Raw genomic sequence first — 15012 nt, 5'->3', positions numbered from 1 at the left:
TTAGGAAGAACGTATGGACATTCGTAAAATCAAAAAACTTATCGAATTAGTTGAAGAATCCGGTATCACCGAATTAGAAGTGCAAGAGGAAGAAGGCACAGTCCGAATTAGCCGTGCAGCCCCTGCTGTTGCACCGGTGGCGGCGCAATATTCCGCACCGATTGCCGCTGCACCTGTCGCGCCGGCTGCGGTTGCAGCGCCGGTTGCCGCACCAAGTGCAACACCTACGCAATCTGCTGTCGCGAGCGATGAATTATCCGGTCATATTGTTCGTTCACCAATGGTGGGCACCTTCTACCGTAGCCCAAGCCCTGAAGCAAAAGCCTTTGTTGAAGTGGGGCAAAGCGTAAAAGTGGGTGATGCACTTTGTATTGTTGAAGCCATGAAAATGATGAACCGTATCGAAGCGGACAAAGCGGGTGTAATCAAAGCAATTCTTGTAAATGATGGCGAACCGGTTGAATTTGACGAGCCATTAATCGTTATCGAATAATCTTATCAATTATCCAAAATGGCAGGGAGACTTGCCATTTTTTAACAAATGGAATTCTTATGTTAGAAAAAGTTGTCATTGCCAACCGGGGTGAAATTGCATTACGCATTTTGCGTGCATGTAAAGAGTTAGGCATCAAAACTGTCGCAGTGCATTCCACTGCCGACCGTGAATTAAAACACGTTTTATTGGCGGATGAAACCGTTTGTATCGGGCCTCCGCCTTCTGCAAAAAGCTATCTCAATATTCCGGCTATTATTGCTGCAGCAGAGGTCACCGGGGCAGATGCGATTCATCCGGGATATGGTTTTTTATCTGAAAATGCGGATTTTGCAGAACAAGTTGAACGCTCAGGCTTTACTTTTATTGGTCCTACCGCAGATGTAATTCGCTTAATGGGCGATAAGGTTTCGGCGATTAAAGCCATGAAAAAAGCCGGTGTGCCCTGTGTGCCGGGGTCTGACGGCCCGGTTGGCAACGATATTGCCAAAAATAAAGAAATCGCAAAACGTATCGGTTATCCAATTATTATTAAAGCTTCTGGTGGCGGCGGTGGTCGTGGTATGCGTGTTGTGCGTAACGAAGAGGCGCTAGAAGAGTCAATTGCGATGACCAAAGCCGAAGCGAAAGCAGCCTTTAATAATGATATGGTGTATATGGAAAAATACTTAGAAAATCCACGCCATGTGGAAATTCAAGTATTGGCGGATACGCACGGTAATGCGGTGTATTTGGCAGAACGTGATTGCTCAATGCAACGTCGCCATCAAAAAGTGGTGGAAGAAGCCCCAGCACCGGGAATTACTGAAGAATTACGCCGTGATATCGGTTCTCGTTGTGCCAATGCCTGTGTAGAAATCGGCTATCGTGGTGCAGGTACATTCGAGTTTTTATATGAAAACGGCGAGTTTTATTTCATCGAAATGAACACCCGTATTCAAGTGGAACACCCTGTGACAGAAATGATTACCGGTGTCGATTTGGTGAAAGAGCAGCTACGCATTGCCGCAGGCTTACCGCTTTCTTTCAAACAGGAAGATATTAAAGTGAAAGGTCATGCCATTGAGTGTCGTATCAATGCAGAAGATCCAAAATCCTTCTTACCGTCACCGGGTAAAGTGAACCATTTACATTCACCGGGTGGTTTTGGTGTACGTTGGGATTCCCATGTGTACGGTGGTTATACTGTACCGCCACATTATGATTCCATGATTGCGAAGCTCATTACTTATGGTGATACCCGTGAAGTCGCCATTCGCCGTATGCAAAATGCGCTATCGGAGACCATCATTGAAGGCATCAAAACCAACATTCCACTCCATGAGATGATTTTGGAAGATGAAAATTTCCAAAAAGGTGGAACCAATATCCACTACCTTGAGAAAAAATTAGGGTTACATGATTAAAGAAAAAGCTCACGAAAGTGAGCTTTTTTACTTAGGAATAAAATCGTTAAAATAAGTGGAAAATTAACCGCCCTTTCCATAAAAAAATCCCACACAATGTGGGATTTCTTGTTTTATTATTTCTTCTTCACCGGGCGTTGCCAGCCTTGAATGTGGCGTTGTGGTACACGGGTAATGACCAATTCCTCTTTACCCACATTTCGAGTGATAGTAGAGCCTGCACCGATCGTGGCGCCGTCTTCCACGGTGACAGGGGCAACTAATTGCGTGTCCGACCCCACGAAAACATTGTCGCCGATAATGGTTTTAAATTTATTGGCACCGTCATAATTACAGGTAATCACCCCTGCACCGATATTACAGTTTGCCCCAATTTCACTGTCGCCCACATAGGTTAAATGATTCACTTTTGAGCCTTTGCCCACCACCGATTTTTTGATTTCCACAAAATTGCCGACATGGGTTTGTGCCGCTAATTCGGTACCGGGACGTAAACGGGAGAAGGGCCCAATTGCCGCTTTTTCGCCAATCGTGGCGTCTTCTAATACCGAGTAAGGTTTCACTTCGACATCATCGCCAATCACCACATTTTTTAATACACAGCCTGCACCAATTTTCACCCGATTGCCTAACTGCACATTGCCCTCAATAATCACATTGATATCAATTTCCACATCTTTACCATGCTCAAGGGAACCGCGTAAATCAAAACGGGCGGGATCTGCCAGCATTACGCCTTCTAATAATAAACGTTCTGCCTGTTTACTTTGATAATAGCGTTCAAGTGCACTTAATTGAAGGCGATTATTTGCGCCTTCCACTTCCATCACATCGATGGCTTGAACCGCCACCACTTGGCAACCATCTTGGTTAGCAAGAGCAATTAAATCTGTCAAATAATACTCACCTTGCGCATTATTATTACCCACTCGGGCAAGCCATTTTTTGAAACTGGCGCCATCGGAAACCATCACACCGGTGTTCACTTCCTGAATGTTCAATTGTTCCGCATTGGCATCTTTTTGTTCCACAATGGCGACAACACGGCCATTTTCCCGAATAATACGCCCATAACCCGTTGGGTTGTCTAATTTCACCGTGAGTAATGCAATACCTTTCTCGGGCTTTGCAGCAATGAGCTTTTCTAAGGTTTCTTTTGTAATCAGTGGAGCATCGCCATAAAGTACGACAATATCTTCATCATCTTTAAAAAACGAAGCCGCTTGTTGAACCGCATGTGCGGTGCCAAGTTGCTCGGTTTGTAATACCCAATTGACTTTTTCATTGGTAAGATGTTCACGCATTAACTCACCGCCATGGCCGTAAATTAAATGCACGTTTTCCGCTCCTAATGAATGGGCCGTATCAATTACATGTTTGACCATCGGCTTACCTGCCACTTTATGCAATACCTTTGGTAAATCGGAATACATCCGAGTGCCTTTTCCTGCCGCCAAAATGACCGCACTTCGTGTATTATTTGCCATAAAAAATCTCTCTTATTATCAAAAATTGGCGATATTTTAGCTTAGAAAAATGAAGATGATAAGTTTGATTTTCTTCCATTGACTTGGTTCCACAAATTAAGGTAAACAACCATTCCGTGTGTGATGACTAATTCTCTTCAATTCCCGACCGCACTTTTATTTCTTCGTTTTCTCTAATAGAAATTCGATTACCGTCTGCATTTTTCGTGATTTTTGGTTATGTTGTAGATAGTACAAATAAAGCGGAGGATATTCCCGCCAGTGTTTTTGTAAGATGGGAATAAAATCATCTTTGTCTTCAAAGAGTTGCATGTTCGGTTCAAAAATTCTCCCGATTCCAATCCCTTGTCGGGCGGCATCGGCAATAATTTCAGGATCATTGCAAAGCAAGGGCGTATCAATATTAAGTGCGGTATCTTTCCCGTCAATATTTAATACCAACGGCTCAATCCGATTAGAAGAAATAAAGCGATAGCCAATAAGCCGATGTGTGGTCAGATCTTTCGGTGTTTTGGGCTTACCGTACTGCTTGATGTAGGCTTTGGTTACATACAATCCCTCTTTAAACGCAGGCAATAACTTACGAGCTACCATTCCCTCTTCAATGCGATTACCAAATCGAATGCCAAGATCAAATCCCTCTTCCAATAAATTCACTAACGCATCATTAAGGGATATTTCCAGCTGAATTTGTGGATAACGTTCATGAAACTCCGCCAAATGAGAGCGTAAAATCAACTGATAAGCAAAACGGGAAAGGGTGATCCGCACTGTACCGGTGGGTTCTGAGTTGAAATGTTGAATCTCCTCCAAAGCTTGATTTAGCATCATCATTGCCGTTTCCGTTTGGGCGAGTAGTTGCCGTCCTGCTTCGGTCAATTGAATATTTCTTGTGGTGCGATGAAACAACGGCACGCCGATTTTTTGTTCCAACAGTTTTAACGATTGGCTTGCCGATGGCACGGCAATTTGTAATTTTCGAGCGGCTGCAGAAATGCTACCTTCTTGGGCGATAGTTTGAAAAACGTTGAGCTGCCCGTAGTAGGAATTATCTTTCATTGTTAGCTTTTACCTAAAAGTGTTTTAGTTTTAACCCAGCTAATCATCATAAATTTTTTAAGTATAATACACAACATCAAATGACGATTTACAAGAGGAAAAAACAATGAAAAATGTACTTATCATATCAGGTCACCCCGATTTAAACGGCTCTGTAGCAAACGTAGAAATTCTACAATCAGTCGAAAAAGCGTTGCCGAATGCCGAAATCCGTCGTCTGGACAGCCTTTATCCAACCTATCAATTTAATATTGAAGCGGAACAATCCGCAATTTTAAAAGCGGACGTAATTGTGTTTCAATTTCCATTTTCTTGGTATTCCGTACCGGGATTAATGAAATTGTGGATTGACAAAGTGTTCGTACACGGTTTCGCACATGGTTCAACAGCAAAAATCGCCGGCAAAAAGTTGATCATTTCAACCACTACAGGTGCCCCGAACGAAGTCTATCAAAAAGACGGTTTCTTCAAACATACGGTGGAAGATTATCTGCCACAATTTGAAACTTTCGCCATCTTATGCGGCTTAGATTACCAACTTCCCGTCATCACCTGTGGCTTGAGTTATGTGGGTCGTGATGAAGAGAAAATCGCCGAACAAAAAGCCATTGCACAAGACCACGCTACACGTTTAGTGAAAGCGATTGAAAAAGCCGTAGCTTAATTTTATGTTTCCTTTTCTCTCGCCCACAAACGGCGGAGGAAAGCAATAAACATGACAAGGAATCCCTATGTATCTTATCAATATTACCGTAAACCCGGATCTTTCAGAAAAACAACATAATGAACTTTTCCCAATCCACGTAGAATGGTTCAAAAAATACTTCCAAGCAGGCAAATTTCTAATGCTTGGCCCATATATAGATACCGATGCTCATTCAGGCGTAATTTTTGCGGAAACAGAAAGTCGTGAAGAATTACAAAAAATTTTGGAAGAGGATTGCTACTATCCCGATTTAGCTGAATATGAAATTCGCGAGTTTGCCCTGAAAATGATTTCGGCGGATATTGGTAAAGCGGTAAAAGTATAAAGTTAAATAAAAGCGGTGATCATTGACCGTTTTTGTATTCTGAGATAAAAAAAGTGCGGTTAGTTTTTGAAAAGTTTTACAAACCCAACCGCACTTTTTATTTTTATCTTTGTTGGCGGAAACCTTTGTACGCCACATAGCCAAAAAAGAGCGCGAATAAGAAATCCCCAATGCCATAAGTGCGGAAGAAAAGATCAATATAAAGCTGTGATGATGGCAAACTGTCCAATTTATCTGATTGGTTAAGGGATGAATAGCGAATAACCCTGTCACCATCCCTTTTTTCTACATTGTGGCAAGATCCGCCTCCGCCACTTTGGCATTTTTCGCTTCTTGAATGAAAGCTGCTAATTCAGGGTTGTTTTGTGCCGCAAGGCTTGCCAAAGGATGAGCGGCGGAAATGCCTAAATAGCTAACCCCATAGAAGGTATCCGGACGGGTGGTGTAAACGGCAACTTTCTCATTGGTATCAGCAACATCAAAGGTGATTTCCACCCCTTCGGAACGTCCAATCCAGTTGCGTTGCATGGTTTTCACCATCTCCGACCATTGCGGAAGATTATCCAGCCCGCCTAATAATTGCTCGGCATAATCGGTAATTTTGATGAACCATTGAGGGATTTCCTTCTGTTCCACCGGGGTATCGCAACGCCAACAGCAACCATCATGCACTTGTTCGTTAGCAAGCACGGTTTCATCATTCGGGCACCAGTTCACCGTAGAGGTTTTTTTGTAAAGCAAGCCTTTTTTGTAAAGCTCGGTGAAAAACCATTGCTCCCATTTGTAATATTCCGGTTTACAGGTCGCAATTTCACGATCCCAATCATAACCAAAGCCCAACATTTTGAGCTGGTTTTTCATATATTCAATGTTTTCATAAGTCCATTTTGCCGGAGCGGTTTTGTTTTTAATCGCCGCCCCTTCCGCTGGCAAACCGAACGCATCCCACCCAACGGCTGCAACACATTTTTGCCGTTCATCCGTTGATAACGGGAAATCACATCGCCAATCGTATAATTGCGCACATGCCCCATATGCAAACGGCCGGAAGGATACGGGAACATGGAAAGACAATAATATTTCTCTTTGCTTGCATCTTTAACGGCTTTGAAAACCTTATTTTCAGCCCAATACTGTTGAACCTTCGGCTCAATCATATCGGGACGGTATTGTTCTTGCATAAAATCACCTTAAATTTTGACCGCACTTTGGCGGAATTTTTACCTTATAAAACGCGGCGTAAAATACCGTAAAACGGCATAAATTGGTAGGGAAAGGATGAGAAAGTGCGGTGGGTTTTGGAAGAGTTTTTTATTGCTCCCAGCACCTATCGTCAGGGCTAAGAGTAAAGTGTGGTCAAATTCCGAGTAATTAATATTTTCCGGTATTATGTAGCAAATGCACAAAAACAGAAATTTTAACAAAACCTAGGGACACACTGCGTGTGTCCGCTATAAAAATCAAGTTATTTCAATAGGTTAAAGCAGTGTATCCTTACAAGCGAACAAAACGACTTTGTGCAACTGCTACATAATATTGTTATATTAAACATCAAATTTACTAAATAAAATGGTATCTTCAATTAATTCAAAGAATTGTCTTCCAATGGTTCTCATTGAGAAACGGGCATAGGATTCAGGTAATTTTTGAATAAATGCTTGTCGTTTATCTTCATTGGTAAGTAATTCATAGGTTTTTTCAACAAATAAATCATCATCCCCCATTGGAATAAGCTCACCATACTTACCATTGTCTAAAACTTCACGAGGTCCTGTTGGGCAATCAAATGCCACTACAGGCGTGCCACAAATCATACTTTCAATAAATACCGTTGGCAGCCCTTCAAAGAACGAAGTATGTACGAACAATTTAGCTTTTCTCATAAAAGGATATGGATTTAATCGCTTACCCAATAATAGGCAATCTTGCTCCAAGTCTAATTCGCGGATTTTTTCTTCTAACATTTCTCGGGAAGGACCTTCACCAATAATATATAATTTCTCTTTAATGCCTTTTGCTTTAAGTTTTGCATAAAGTTCTATCAATTTAATATGGTTTTACCTTCACTTAATCTTGAAACTTGTAAAATAAATGGTTGATTAAGAAGCTCATTATCTTCTTCTAAATAATTATCGTAGACTCGAATAATTCTATTTATATCAATTGGATTAAAAATTGTTTTTACTGTTTTTCCTGCCAAATTAAAATCTTTTCTCAGCACTTTTTGACAGTTCCTTTCCATATCTTTGCATATTGAAACAAAAATATTATATTTATTTAAAATTGGCTTGTAGTAATCAGGCCTTTCTTTCCAAAGACTAAAATCACTATTTGAATGAATCCAATAAATATATGGGCGGTCGATACTACTTATAAACTCTTTTTTTAAGTGATACCCAATGCAATTAAGAAAATCAATGATGACATCATATTGTTGCTCATCAATTAATTTCGTTAGTCGCTCACGACGACTTTCTGAGAGATGATCCAGCCAACCTCTATGATAAGCCACTTCATCCTCAGAATTATCTTTGACTTTCCAATTGTTATAACGAAGAAATTGAGATTCTGCCTCACTTAAAATAAAATGAACTTTCACCTTAGGATCAATTTTATCCATATTATATTTTTCCGAAGGTTCTAATAATGCGAGCTCCACCTGATAATCAGGGTGTTGTGCCGCAATATTAAGGTAATTAATACAGCCTCAGCACCACCAATTGGCATAGAAAAATAAAGAAATAATACTTTTCGTTTCATTGTTATCCTCATTTAATAGAAATATATAATTACTTAATCCAATCTTTCTTTAGCAAAATTCAAATTAGCTTGGATACGTTTTTTCGTTTCATCATTAATAGTTGGATCCGCTAATAATTCTACACAAATATCATAACAAAGTTGATAATTTTCCACCCAATAAGCAGCAACCGCTAATTCATCTTTTTCCTGCCAACCATAAGCGCTACGATTAACAAAGAGTCTATCTTTACTTTTTGGCGTATTTACCGCAGCATAGGCATAAATATAAGCCTGCTTAATATGATTATTTAATCGTAAATGACGGGCTAAAAAATATAAACTTTCTGCACGTTGGGGACGATATTCATAGGCTCTTAAAAATGCTTGCTGAATATCATCTAAGGAATAATTTAATTTTAAGCAAAGCAATTTGTAATAGTGAATAATAAATTTCCTCTACCCAACCACCAAGTGCGGTACGTTTTTCATAGGTTTCTAATGCTTTTTGGTGTTCATTTAAATCACGCCAAGTTTGAGCCAGATAAAATGTGCAACGCTGAATTAACCCTTCTCTACGATGCCATAACCCCATATCAATAGCTTTCTGTTTTTCTTCTTCTGTTGCATTTTCTAATGCTTTAATTCTATTAATTTCTTCTGTTAGTAATCTAATATCACGCTCAAATTTATCCTTTTTAGCACCTCCATCCTGATAATCTGCAAATTCAATCCCCGTTATAAATGCAGGAGAGTTATTCCCCTCAATAGAATCACAATATTCATGTGTCGCGCCCCAATAACGAAAACGCTTCCCTTCTTTCAAGCGACCATTTACCAATCTAATATTATGGTATCTTAATATATTATTTTTCTGTACAACTAAATAAGAAGGATCGCCTTTTAATTCATTTTTCCAGTTAGGATCAATAATTTTTAATTCCATATCTGCATCACATAATAAAATATAGTCCGCTTTATCTTCCGCTAATTCTAACGCTTCACTACGGTTATGAGAAAAATTAACCCAAGGGCGCTCGATTAATTCTCCCGGGATATTATTTTTCTGCATATAATCTTTGATAATTTGTTGTGTATTATCCGTAGATCCTGTATCAACAATAACCCAATAATCAATTTGATTAACCAATGAATCTAAACAACGTTCAATAATAGCAGACTCATTTTTCACGATCATATTTAAGCAAATTGTTTTTTTATTCTCTTGAGACATAACTCTTTCCCTTTAATTAACTTGTCGATAATTTTTGTTAATTATAATAAAAATAATCTGTAAAATCTGTTAGTTATTTCTTAATTTAATAAGTGCGGTTGTTTTTTCTCTTGTTTTACAAGCAATAAAAAACCCGACCGAAGTCGGGTCTTGAACTAAAGTATCAGAGGTTTAAATTACCATTGGTAACCGACACCTACGCCGGCACCCACATCACCTTGACTATTCACATTACCTTGAAGTTTCAAGATAAGCTTACCGTTATCACTTGCACGTGAATAACCCACAGAGAAGGCGTTTTCACCTTTGAAGGTTCCCGCTGAAGCAGCCATCATTGATTTACCCGGTAGATAAACCTGTGGAAGGCTCGCCGCCGCATTTGCACCGGCAATACCGCTACGGGCTTCTTTACTTACTTTGTTGATACGGTTGTTGATATTAGTAATATTGCCTCTCAACTGGCTAACGTTCACGGCATCTGTCGCGTTTTCACCCGCTTTAACGTTCGTGATCCGATCACCACCGGCATTAATACCGTTGTTATCAATGGTGACATTGTTTACTTTCAAGCTACCATCTTTACCTAAGTCAACATCTTTCGCTAAACCATAGGTAATGGTTGTACCATTTTGATTTACGATCAAATTCTTCGCAGCTTCATAAGTTACTGTTGATCCTGCCTTCACTTGTGCAGGAGATACAGTAGTCTGAACTTTCAGCTGCTCATTAGAATCTTTAATCGTCACATTATGAGATACCTTGTTGATGGTATTAACAATATCACCGACTGTGGCAACTTTATTGCTGTTATTTACAGTTGTTCCATTCAGATGAGTCACCGTTGCATTTGCCCGACCATCATTATCAACTGTTGACGTACCGGTATTTACTTTTACGCCGTCTTTATCAACAATGATTGTACTATCGCCGGCTTTCACATCATAGGTTACATTAACCGTATCCGGTTGACCGTTTTGACCTTTAGTAATAGTCACATTAGCTGTTGTACCATTACCATTAACATAATTAACGGTATCACCTGGATTCACAACTGTCGATACATTGTTACCGTTTGCATCTTTACCATTTGTAATCCAACCGGCACTATTAATGGCATCTACAACGTTTCCAATCGTAGCGACCTTACTTTCATCTCCTTTAGTAGCTGTAACTTTACCATCATCACCGGCTTTTGTGATAGTACCAGTGTTTACATCAAAGGTTAAATTAGTCGTCGTTCCGCTTGGTGTAACAGTAACATTAACGGTATTAGTGTCATTAAAACTTACTTCGTTATCGTTTTTAACACTATGGCTTGCGTTACCATCTTTTCCGTTATTTTCTTGGATAATCCAAGAAGCGGTTGCATCCTTACCGTCTTTACCATCTTTCACAGTTGTAGTGGTTTCTTTACCATTACCATCTTTAATTGTGATTGTATGAGTGCCGTCTCCATTATCTTTAACTTTAACTTCGGCATTCTTACCATCAGCACCGGTTGCACCCGTCGCGCCTGTAGCACCTGTGGCTCCGGTAGCACCTGTTGCGCCTGTCGCACCTGTGGCTCCGGTTGCACCCGTCGCGCCTGTAGCACCTGTAGCACCTGTGGCTCCTGTCGCACCCGTAGCACCTGTTGCACCCGTCGCACCTGTGGCGCCGGTAGCACCAGTAGCACCTGTGGCTCCTATCGCACCCGTAGCACCGGTTGCACCTGTAGCGCCCGTTGCACCCGTCGCGCCTGTAGCACCTGTGGCACCTGTTGCGCCCGTAGCACCCGTCGCACCTGTGGCGCCGGTAGCACCTGTAGCACCTGTGGCTCCTGTGGCTCCTGTCGCACCCGTAGCACCGGTTGCACCTGTAGCGCCCGTTGCACCCGTCGCGCCTGTAGCACCTGTCGCGCCAGTAGCACCTGTGGCACCTGTTGCGCCCGTAGCACCTGTGGCGCCGGTAGCACCTGTAGCTCCTGTCGCACCCGTAGCACCGGTTGCACCTGTAGCGCCCGTTGCACCCGTCGCGCCTGTAGCACCTGTGGCACCTGTTGCGCCCGTAGCACCCGTAGCACCTGTAGCGCCCGTTGCACCCGTCGCGCCTGTTGCGCCTGTCGCACCTGTGGCTCCGGTTGCACCTGTGGCTCCGGTTGCACCCGTCGCGCCTGTAGCACCTGTCGCGCCAGTAGCACCTGTGGCGCCGGTAGCATCTGTAGCACCTGTGGCTCCTGTAGCACCAGTAGCGCCCGTTGCGCCTTTACCTCCATCTATAACATATAATTCACCTTTATCATTAACACCGATAGTCGAGTTATCGTACTTCACATTAAATGTAACATTATTCGCGCCATTTGCTTCTTTGGTGACTGATGAGGTTGTGGCACAACCATTTACAAAATTCACCTGATTGCCGGCTTTCACGTTATGCATAATATTGCCGGCATTATCCCCCACTTTCCAATAAGCGGCATTGATCGCATTGGCAACATCAATAGCGGTGACTAATCCACCACTGCCCTGACCATTTGGAACGGTAATCTTACCGTCTGTGGTATCCGGCGAAAGTGCGGTCGTATTTACATTAAATTTAAAACTGTTAGTGGCCGGGTCATACTCATAAGTGGTTTGAGTGCCGTTCGCTCCCTTCACATCAAATGCCACATTTAACGTACCGTTGGTATAAGTGATATTCGGGGTTGTGCCCTTGCCGTCTTTGTAATTGACGTTATCAACATTACCCGCCGTTGCATTCGTATTATTATTTGAACTATCCGTTCCCGGTACATTTTTACCGTTGTTGGTATAGTTCACTTCTTTGCCTTTCACCGTGATCGTGCGGACCTCACCTTTATCAGAGCCTGTCACCGTCACACCGCCATCACCGACAAAATTCACTTCATCGGCATTTTTCACCGTGTTGGTGTAGTTGTTCCCTTTCGCTGAGACAACCCAACCCATGTTGGCTAAATCCGCCACAGTCGCCACTGAATTTAAAATATTCTGAGGTAGGTTTGTTAGATTGAGTAATTTGTCCGTACCATTTGACTGAGGAATACCATCAATATTTTTGGTATTTAACACCGAACCTACTCCGGTAATTTGGGTTGGTTTACCGTTTGTGCTGATATTTAACGCATAATCCGGCTGAGTATTTGTCACATTCGTAGGGGTAGCTCCCTCGGCTTTGAAATCCACTTTCGGGCCGTTAACATTATTGCCCACTGTTAATGTTGTGGTGTTTACGTGATTAAAGGTGACATTATTATCCGTTGCAAAAACAATGCGTCCACCAGTTTGGTTTACGACCAAGTTTTTACCGGCAACAAACTCAAGCGTATCACCCGCATTCACCTGTGTTGTGCCGTTTTGTTTCGTTACCGCTTCACCCGTGTTTGTTGCGTTCACTGTGTGGAATACGTTGTTAATGGTGTTAACAATATCGCCCACGGTGGCAATTTTCGTTGAGTTATCAACGACATTATTCGCATCAACGTTTTTACCATCTTTATCGGTATAAACCTTGTTGCCGCTTCCATCAATCGTTACAGTTAATGGATTGCCTTGTTTATCAGTCGCTGAAGTTGCTTGACCTTTATTGGTCATATTTGATTCGCCGGTGTTCACTTTCACACCATCATTATTCACAGTAATGGTGTTGTCGGCTGCTTTCACATCATAACTGACATTCACCGTATCCGGTTGACCATCTTCGCCTTTCACCACGGTGACATTCGCAGTGGTGCCGTTACCGTTGACATAGTTTACGCTATCGCCCGGATTAACCAGTGTTGTGCCGGCAGTATTTGTAATGTCATTACCGTTTTTATCCACCACTTTAGTTGGTGTGGTTTTCCAGCCGGTGTTATTAATTGTATTGGTAATGTCACCTACAGTGGCAACTTTATTCTCATCGCCGACATTTGTGATCACATTTTCAGGCTGAACAACAATATTCGTGCCCTTATAGTAGAATTTGCCATCGTCTTTCTTGACAACCTCTTGACTCGGATTGTTTTTATCTTGATAAGTTGTCGTAGTTTTTGGTACAGCTTTACCGTCTTCCGTTTTGGATTCACCGGTTACGATATTACTGCTATTATTGGCAATTTCTTCAACACGCGCTGCCACTAAATAAAGCTGAGAACCGTTGATCGCATCCGTTGAGTTGGCATTAATACGCCCGGCACCAACGTGTAAAATACGGCGTTCCGCACCTTTTGATCCTACGCTGACATAATGCCCGCTGCGGTCGGTGAAATCATTCCCTGCAAAACGCGATGCATTATAGGTAAAGCTATCAATTGTTGCATTTGGTGCCGCGGTGACAACTTCGTTCCCAGACGAATGATTTCCCAACACCACTGAGCCACTTGTCGTTAAGGTGACATTGTTACCCATTACATAGCTATCAGTGCCGGAAACGGTGTTATTTGTCCCTAGCACACCTGATCTTGGCGCATTTGTAATTGTATTATTCGCACCAATCGCCGTCGCATAATCACTCGTGTTTATATTAGAATAGCTACCAAAAAGAGAGGCATTATGGGAATTAGTGATGACGGCTAAACGTCCTCCTACTGCCGTACTATTTCTACTTAAACCCGCTGCACCATAAATATGAGCTTGGTAGCCAATACCTACCGAGAAATTGCTTTCTACGCTTGAAAAAGAACCCATACTGTAGGAGAAATTACCAGACACATTTGCATTTGTACCAAAGGCAACAGATTGCTGACCTGAAGTGGTACTGTTTACACCAAATGCGGTAGAAACATCGCCCGTAGCCTTATTATGACGACCCATCGCAAAACTTGAATTTAACGCTGTGTTTCCTTCCCCAATGGCAATGGAGGAATCACGACCGATACTTTCTTTAGCTCCGGTAGTGGCATTGATCCCCATCTATGCCCAATCGCCTTATTACCTAAACCAACCGCAATCGAACCTTGTCCTTCTGCGTAGGAGTCTGCACCAATTGCTATACCCGCAGTGGCACCCGGTTCATCACCCGCAACGACGGTTACATTATCACCAATTGCGATAGCTCGATTAGTTGTCGCATTTGAGCGATTACCGATAGCAATGGAGTTATCACCTGAGGCTTTTGCTGATGAAGAAATGGCAACTGAAATATAACCACTTGCATTGGCGTCATTACCGATAGCGATAGATTGAGTAGCTGGTGCTCTCGCCCCCCAACCAACAGCAATCGCACTAGAACCTGACGCATATGCTTGCCCACCAGCAACATTGCTTCCTCCATTTTGATTAGTACCATCACCAATCGCAACCGCCGCCAACGCTGAGCCACCAATCACGGTCGCCCCTGCTGTAATCAATGAAACGGCAAAAATCGAAATTCTTTTATCCGTTTTGGATTTCGTTTTGCCTTTCGCTTTGGTTAATTCGGACACGGCGACCCAAGATTGGGTGGCGTGGTTCCAAATTACTCTAAATATTTTGTTCATTAAATTCTCCTAATCGAAAAATCACGGTAGTATGTAGCAAATGCACAAAAGGAAAAATGTAGCAACTGCTACATGGATAGATAGTAAAAAATGGGGCTGACGTAGATT

12 protein-coding genes and 2 pseudogenes are annotated in these 15012 nt (G+C 42.1%); 4 read left to right on the top strand and 10 right to left on the bottom strand.

Going from position 1 to position 15012, the window contains the following annotated elements; genetic code table 11:
* Positions 1-13: 13 nt before the first annotated feature.
* Both accB and accC read left to right on the top strand, forming a co-directional pair.
* On the top strand, positions 14-493 hold the full coding sequence (gene accB / locus BKK52_RS07990; protein ID WP_077421542.1) for an acetyl-CoA carboxylase biotin carboxyl carrier protein: 480 nt from the start codon (positions 14-16) through the stop codon (positions 491-493).
* A gap of 59 nt (positions 494-552) precedes the next feature.
* A complete protein-coding gene (gene accC, locus BKK52_RS07985; protein ID WP_077478467.1) occupies positions 553-1899 on the top strand; it encodes an acetyl-CoA carboxylase biotin carboxylase subunit in 1347 nt (448 codons plus the stop codon).
* 116 nt (positions 1900-2015) lie between these two features.
* On the opposite strand, the gene glmU is transcribed toward accC, so the two are convergent.
* Both glmU and BKK52_RS07975 read right to left on the bottom strand, forming a co-directional pair.
* The gene (glmU, locus tag BKK52_RS07980) at positions 2016-3386 is read right to left on the bottom strand and encodes a bifunctional UDP-N-acetylglucosamine diphosphorylase/glucosamine-1-phosphate N-acetyltransferase GlmU (protein WP_077474369.1); all 1371 of its coding nucleotides are present in this window, start codon (positions 3384-3386) and stop codon (positions 2016-2018) included.
* Between the two features lie 156 nt (positions 3387-3542).
* A complete protein-coding gene (locus BKK52_RS07975; RefSeq protein ID WP_077420603.1) occupies positions 3543-4445 on the bottom strand; it encodes a LysR substrate-binding domain-containing protein in 903 nt (300 codons plus the stop codon).
* Positions 4446-4551: 106 nt separating this feature from the next.
* Here BKK52_RS07975 and BKK52_RS07970 point away from each other — a divergent pair, with 106 nt between their 5' ends.
* Positions 4552-5109 (top strand): NAD(P)H-dependent oxidoreductase, encoded by a 558-nt coding sequence (locus tag BKK52_RS07970; protein WP_077420601.1) that lies wholly within the window; start codon positions 4552-4554, stop codon positions 5107-5109.
* Positions 5110-5176: 67 nt separating this feature from the next.
* The gene (locus tag BKK52_RS07965; protein ID WP_077420599.1) at positions 5177-5476 is read left to right on the top strand and encodes a YciI family protein; all 300 of its coding nucleotides are present in this window, start codon (positions 5177-5179) and stop codon (positions 5474-5476) included.
* A 285-nt stretch (positions 5477-5761) separates the two neighbouring features.
* Here BKK52_RS07965 and BKK52_RS14160 read toward each other — a convergent pair.
* From BKK52_RS14160 to BKK52_RS07935, 8 genes and pseudogenes are all read right to left on the bottom strand, one after another.
* A pseudogene (locus BKK52_RS14160) lies at positions 5762-6510 on the bottom strand (class I tRNA ligase family protein).
* Positions 6490-6633 (bottom strand): annotated as a pseudogene (locus BKK52_RS14155) (class I tRNA ligase family protein); the annotation flags it as partial. The pseudogenes BKK52_RS14160 and BKK52_RS14155, both read right to left, overlap by 21 nt.
* 387 nt (positions 6634-7020) lie before the next feature.
* Positions 7021-7521, bottom strand: coding sequence for a glycosyltransferase (locus tag BKK52_RS07955; protein WP_077474368.1), 501 nt, complete (start codon positions 7519-7521; stop codon positions 7021-7023).
* The gene (locus tag BKK52_RS07950) at positions 7518-8096 is read right to left on the bottom strand and encodes a glycosyltransferase family protein (RefSeq protein ID WP_077478466.1); all 579 of its coding nucleotides are present in this window, start codon (positions 8094-8096) and stop codon (positions 7518-7520) included. The genes BKK52_RS07955 and BKK52_RS07950 overlap by 4 nt, the downstream gene beginning before the upstream one ends.
* A gap of 173 nt (positions 8097-8269) precedes the next feature.
* A complete protein-coding gene (locus BKK52_RS13865; RefSeq protein WP_244160229.1) occupies positions 8270-8647 on the bottom strand; it encodes a hypothetical protein in 378 nt (125 codons plus the stop codon).
* Positions 8613-9449, bottom strand: coding sequence for a glycosyltransferase (locus BKK52_RS07945; protein ID WP_244160228.1), 837 nt, complete (start codon positions 9447-9449; stop codon positions 8613-8615). Before BKK52_RS07945 ends, BKK52_RS13865 begins: the two co-directional genes overlap by 35 nt.
* Before the next feature lie 176 nt (positions 9450-9625).
* The gene (locus BKK52_RS07940; RefSeq protein WP_143531399.1) at positions 9626-14338 is read right to left on the bottom strand and encodes a YadA-like family protein; all 4713 of its coding nucleotides are present in this window, start codon (positions 14336-14338) and stop codon (positions 9626-9628) included.
* Positions 14254-14904: an ESPR-type extended signal peptide-containing protein gene (locus tag BKK52_RS07935; protein WP_077474364.1), complete on the bottom strand. Its 651-nt coding sequence runs from the start codon at positions 14902-14904 to the stop codon at positions 14254-14256. The genes BKK52_RS07940 and BKK52_RS07935 overlap by 85 nt, the downstream gene beginning before the upstream one ends.
* Between the last annotated feature and the right edge of the window lie 108 nt (positions 14905-15012).

It is taken from the genome of Rodentibacter trehalosifermentans (assembly GCF_002000545.1).
GTDB lineage: Bacteria > Pseudomonadota > Gammaproteobacteria > Enterobacterales > Pasteurellaceae > Rodentibacter > Rodentibacter trehalosifermentans.
The sequence above is the reverse complement of the archived record's forward strand: the minus strand, read 5'-3'. Positions and strand labels throughout refer to the sequence as shown.

Bases quoted from the DNA above. Each gene is read 5' to 3' on its own strand.
- accC (WP_077478467.1), top strand. From the start codon at position 553: ATGTTAGAAAAAGTTGTCATTGCCAACCGGGGTGAAATTGCATTACGC.
- BKK52_RS07950 (WP_077478466.1), bottom strand. From the start codon at position 8,096: ATGGATAAAATTGATCCTAAGGTGAAAGTTCATTTTATTTTAAGTGAG.
- BKK52_RS07970 (WP_077420601.1), top strand. From the start codon at position 4,552: ATGAAAAATGTACTTATCATATCAGGTCACCCCGATTTAAACGGCTCT.
- BKK52_RS07935 (WP_077474364.1), bottom strand. From the start codon at position 14,904: ATGAACAAAATATTTAGAGTAATTTGGAACCACGCCACCCAATCTTGG.
- BKK52_RS07940 (WP_143531399.1), bottom strand. From the start codon at position 14,338: ATGGGGATCAATGCCACTACCGGAGCTAAAGAAAGTATCGGTCGTGAT.
- accB (WP_077421542.1), top strand. From the start codon at position 14: ATGGACATTCGTAAAATCAAAAAACTTATCGAATTAGTTGAAGAATCC.
- BKK52_RS07975 (WP_077420603.1), bottom strand. From the start codon at position 4,445: ATGAAAGATAATTCCTACTACGGGCAGCTCAACGTTTTTCAAACTATC.
- BKK52_RS07965 (WP_077420599.1), top strand. From the start codon at position 5,177: ATGTATCTTATCAATATTACCGTAAACCCGGATCTTTCAGAAAAACAA.
- glmU (WP_077474369.1), bottom strand. From the start codon at position 3,386: ATGGCAAATAATACACGAAGTGCGGTCATTTTGGCGGCAGGAAAAGGC.
- BKK52_RS07945 (WP_244160228.1), bottom strand. From the start codon at position 9,449: ATGTCTCAAGAGAATAAAAAAACAATTTGCTTAAATATGATCGTGAAA.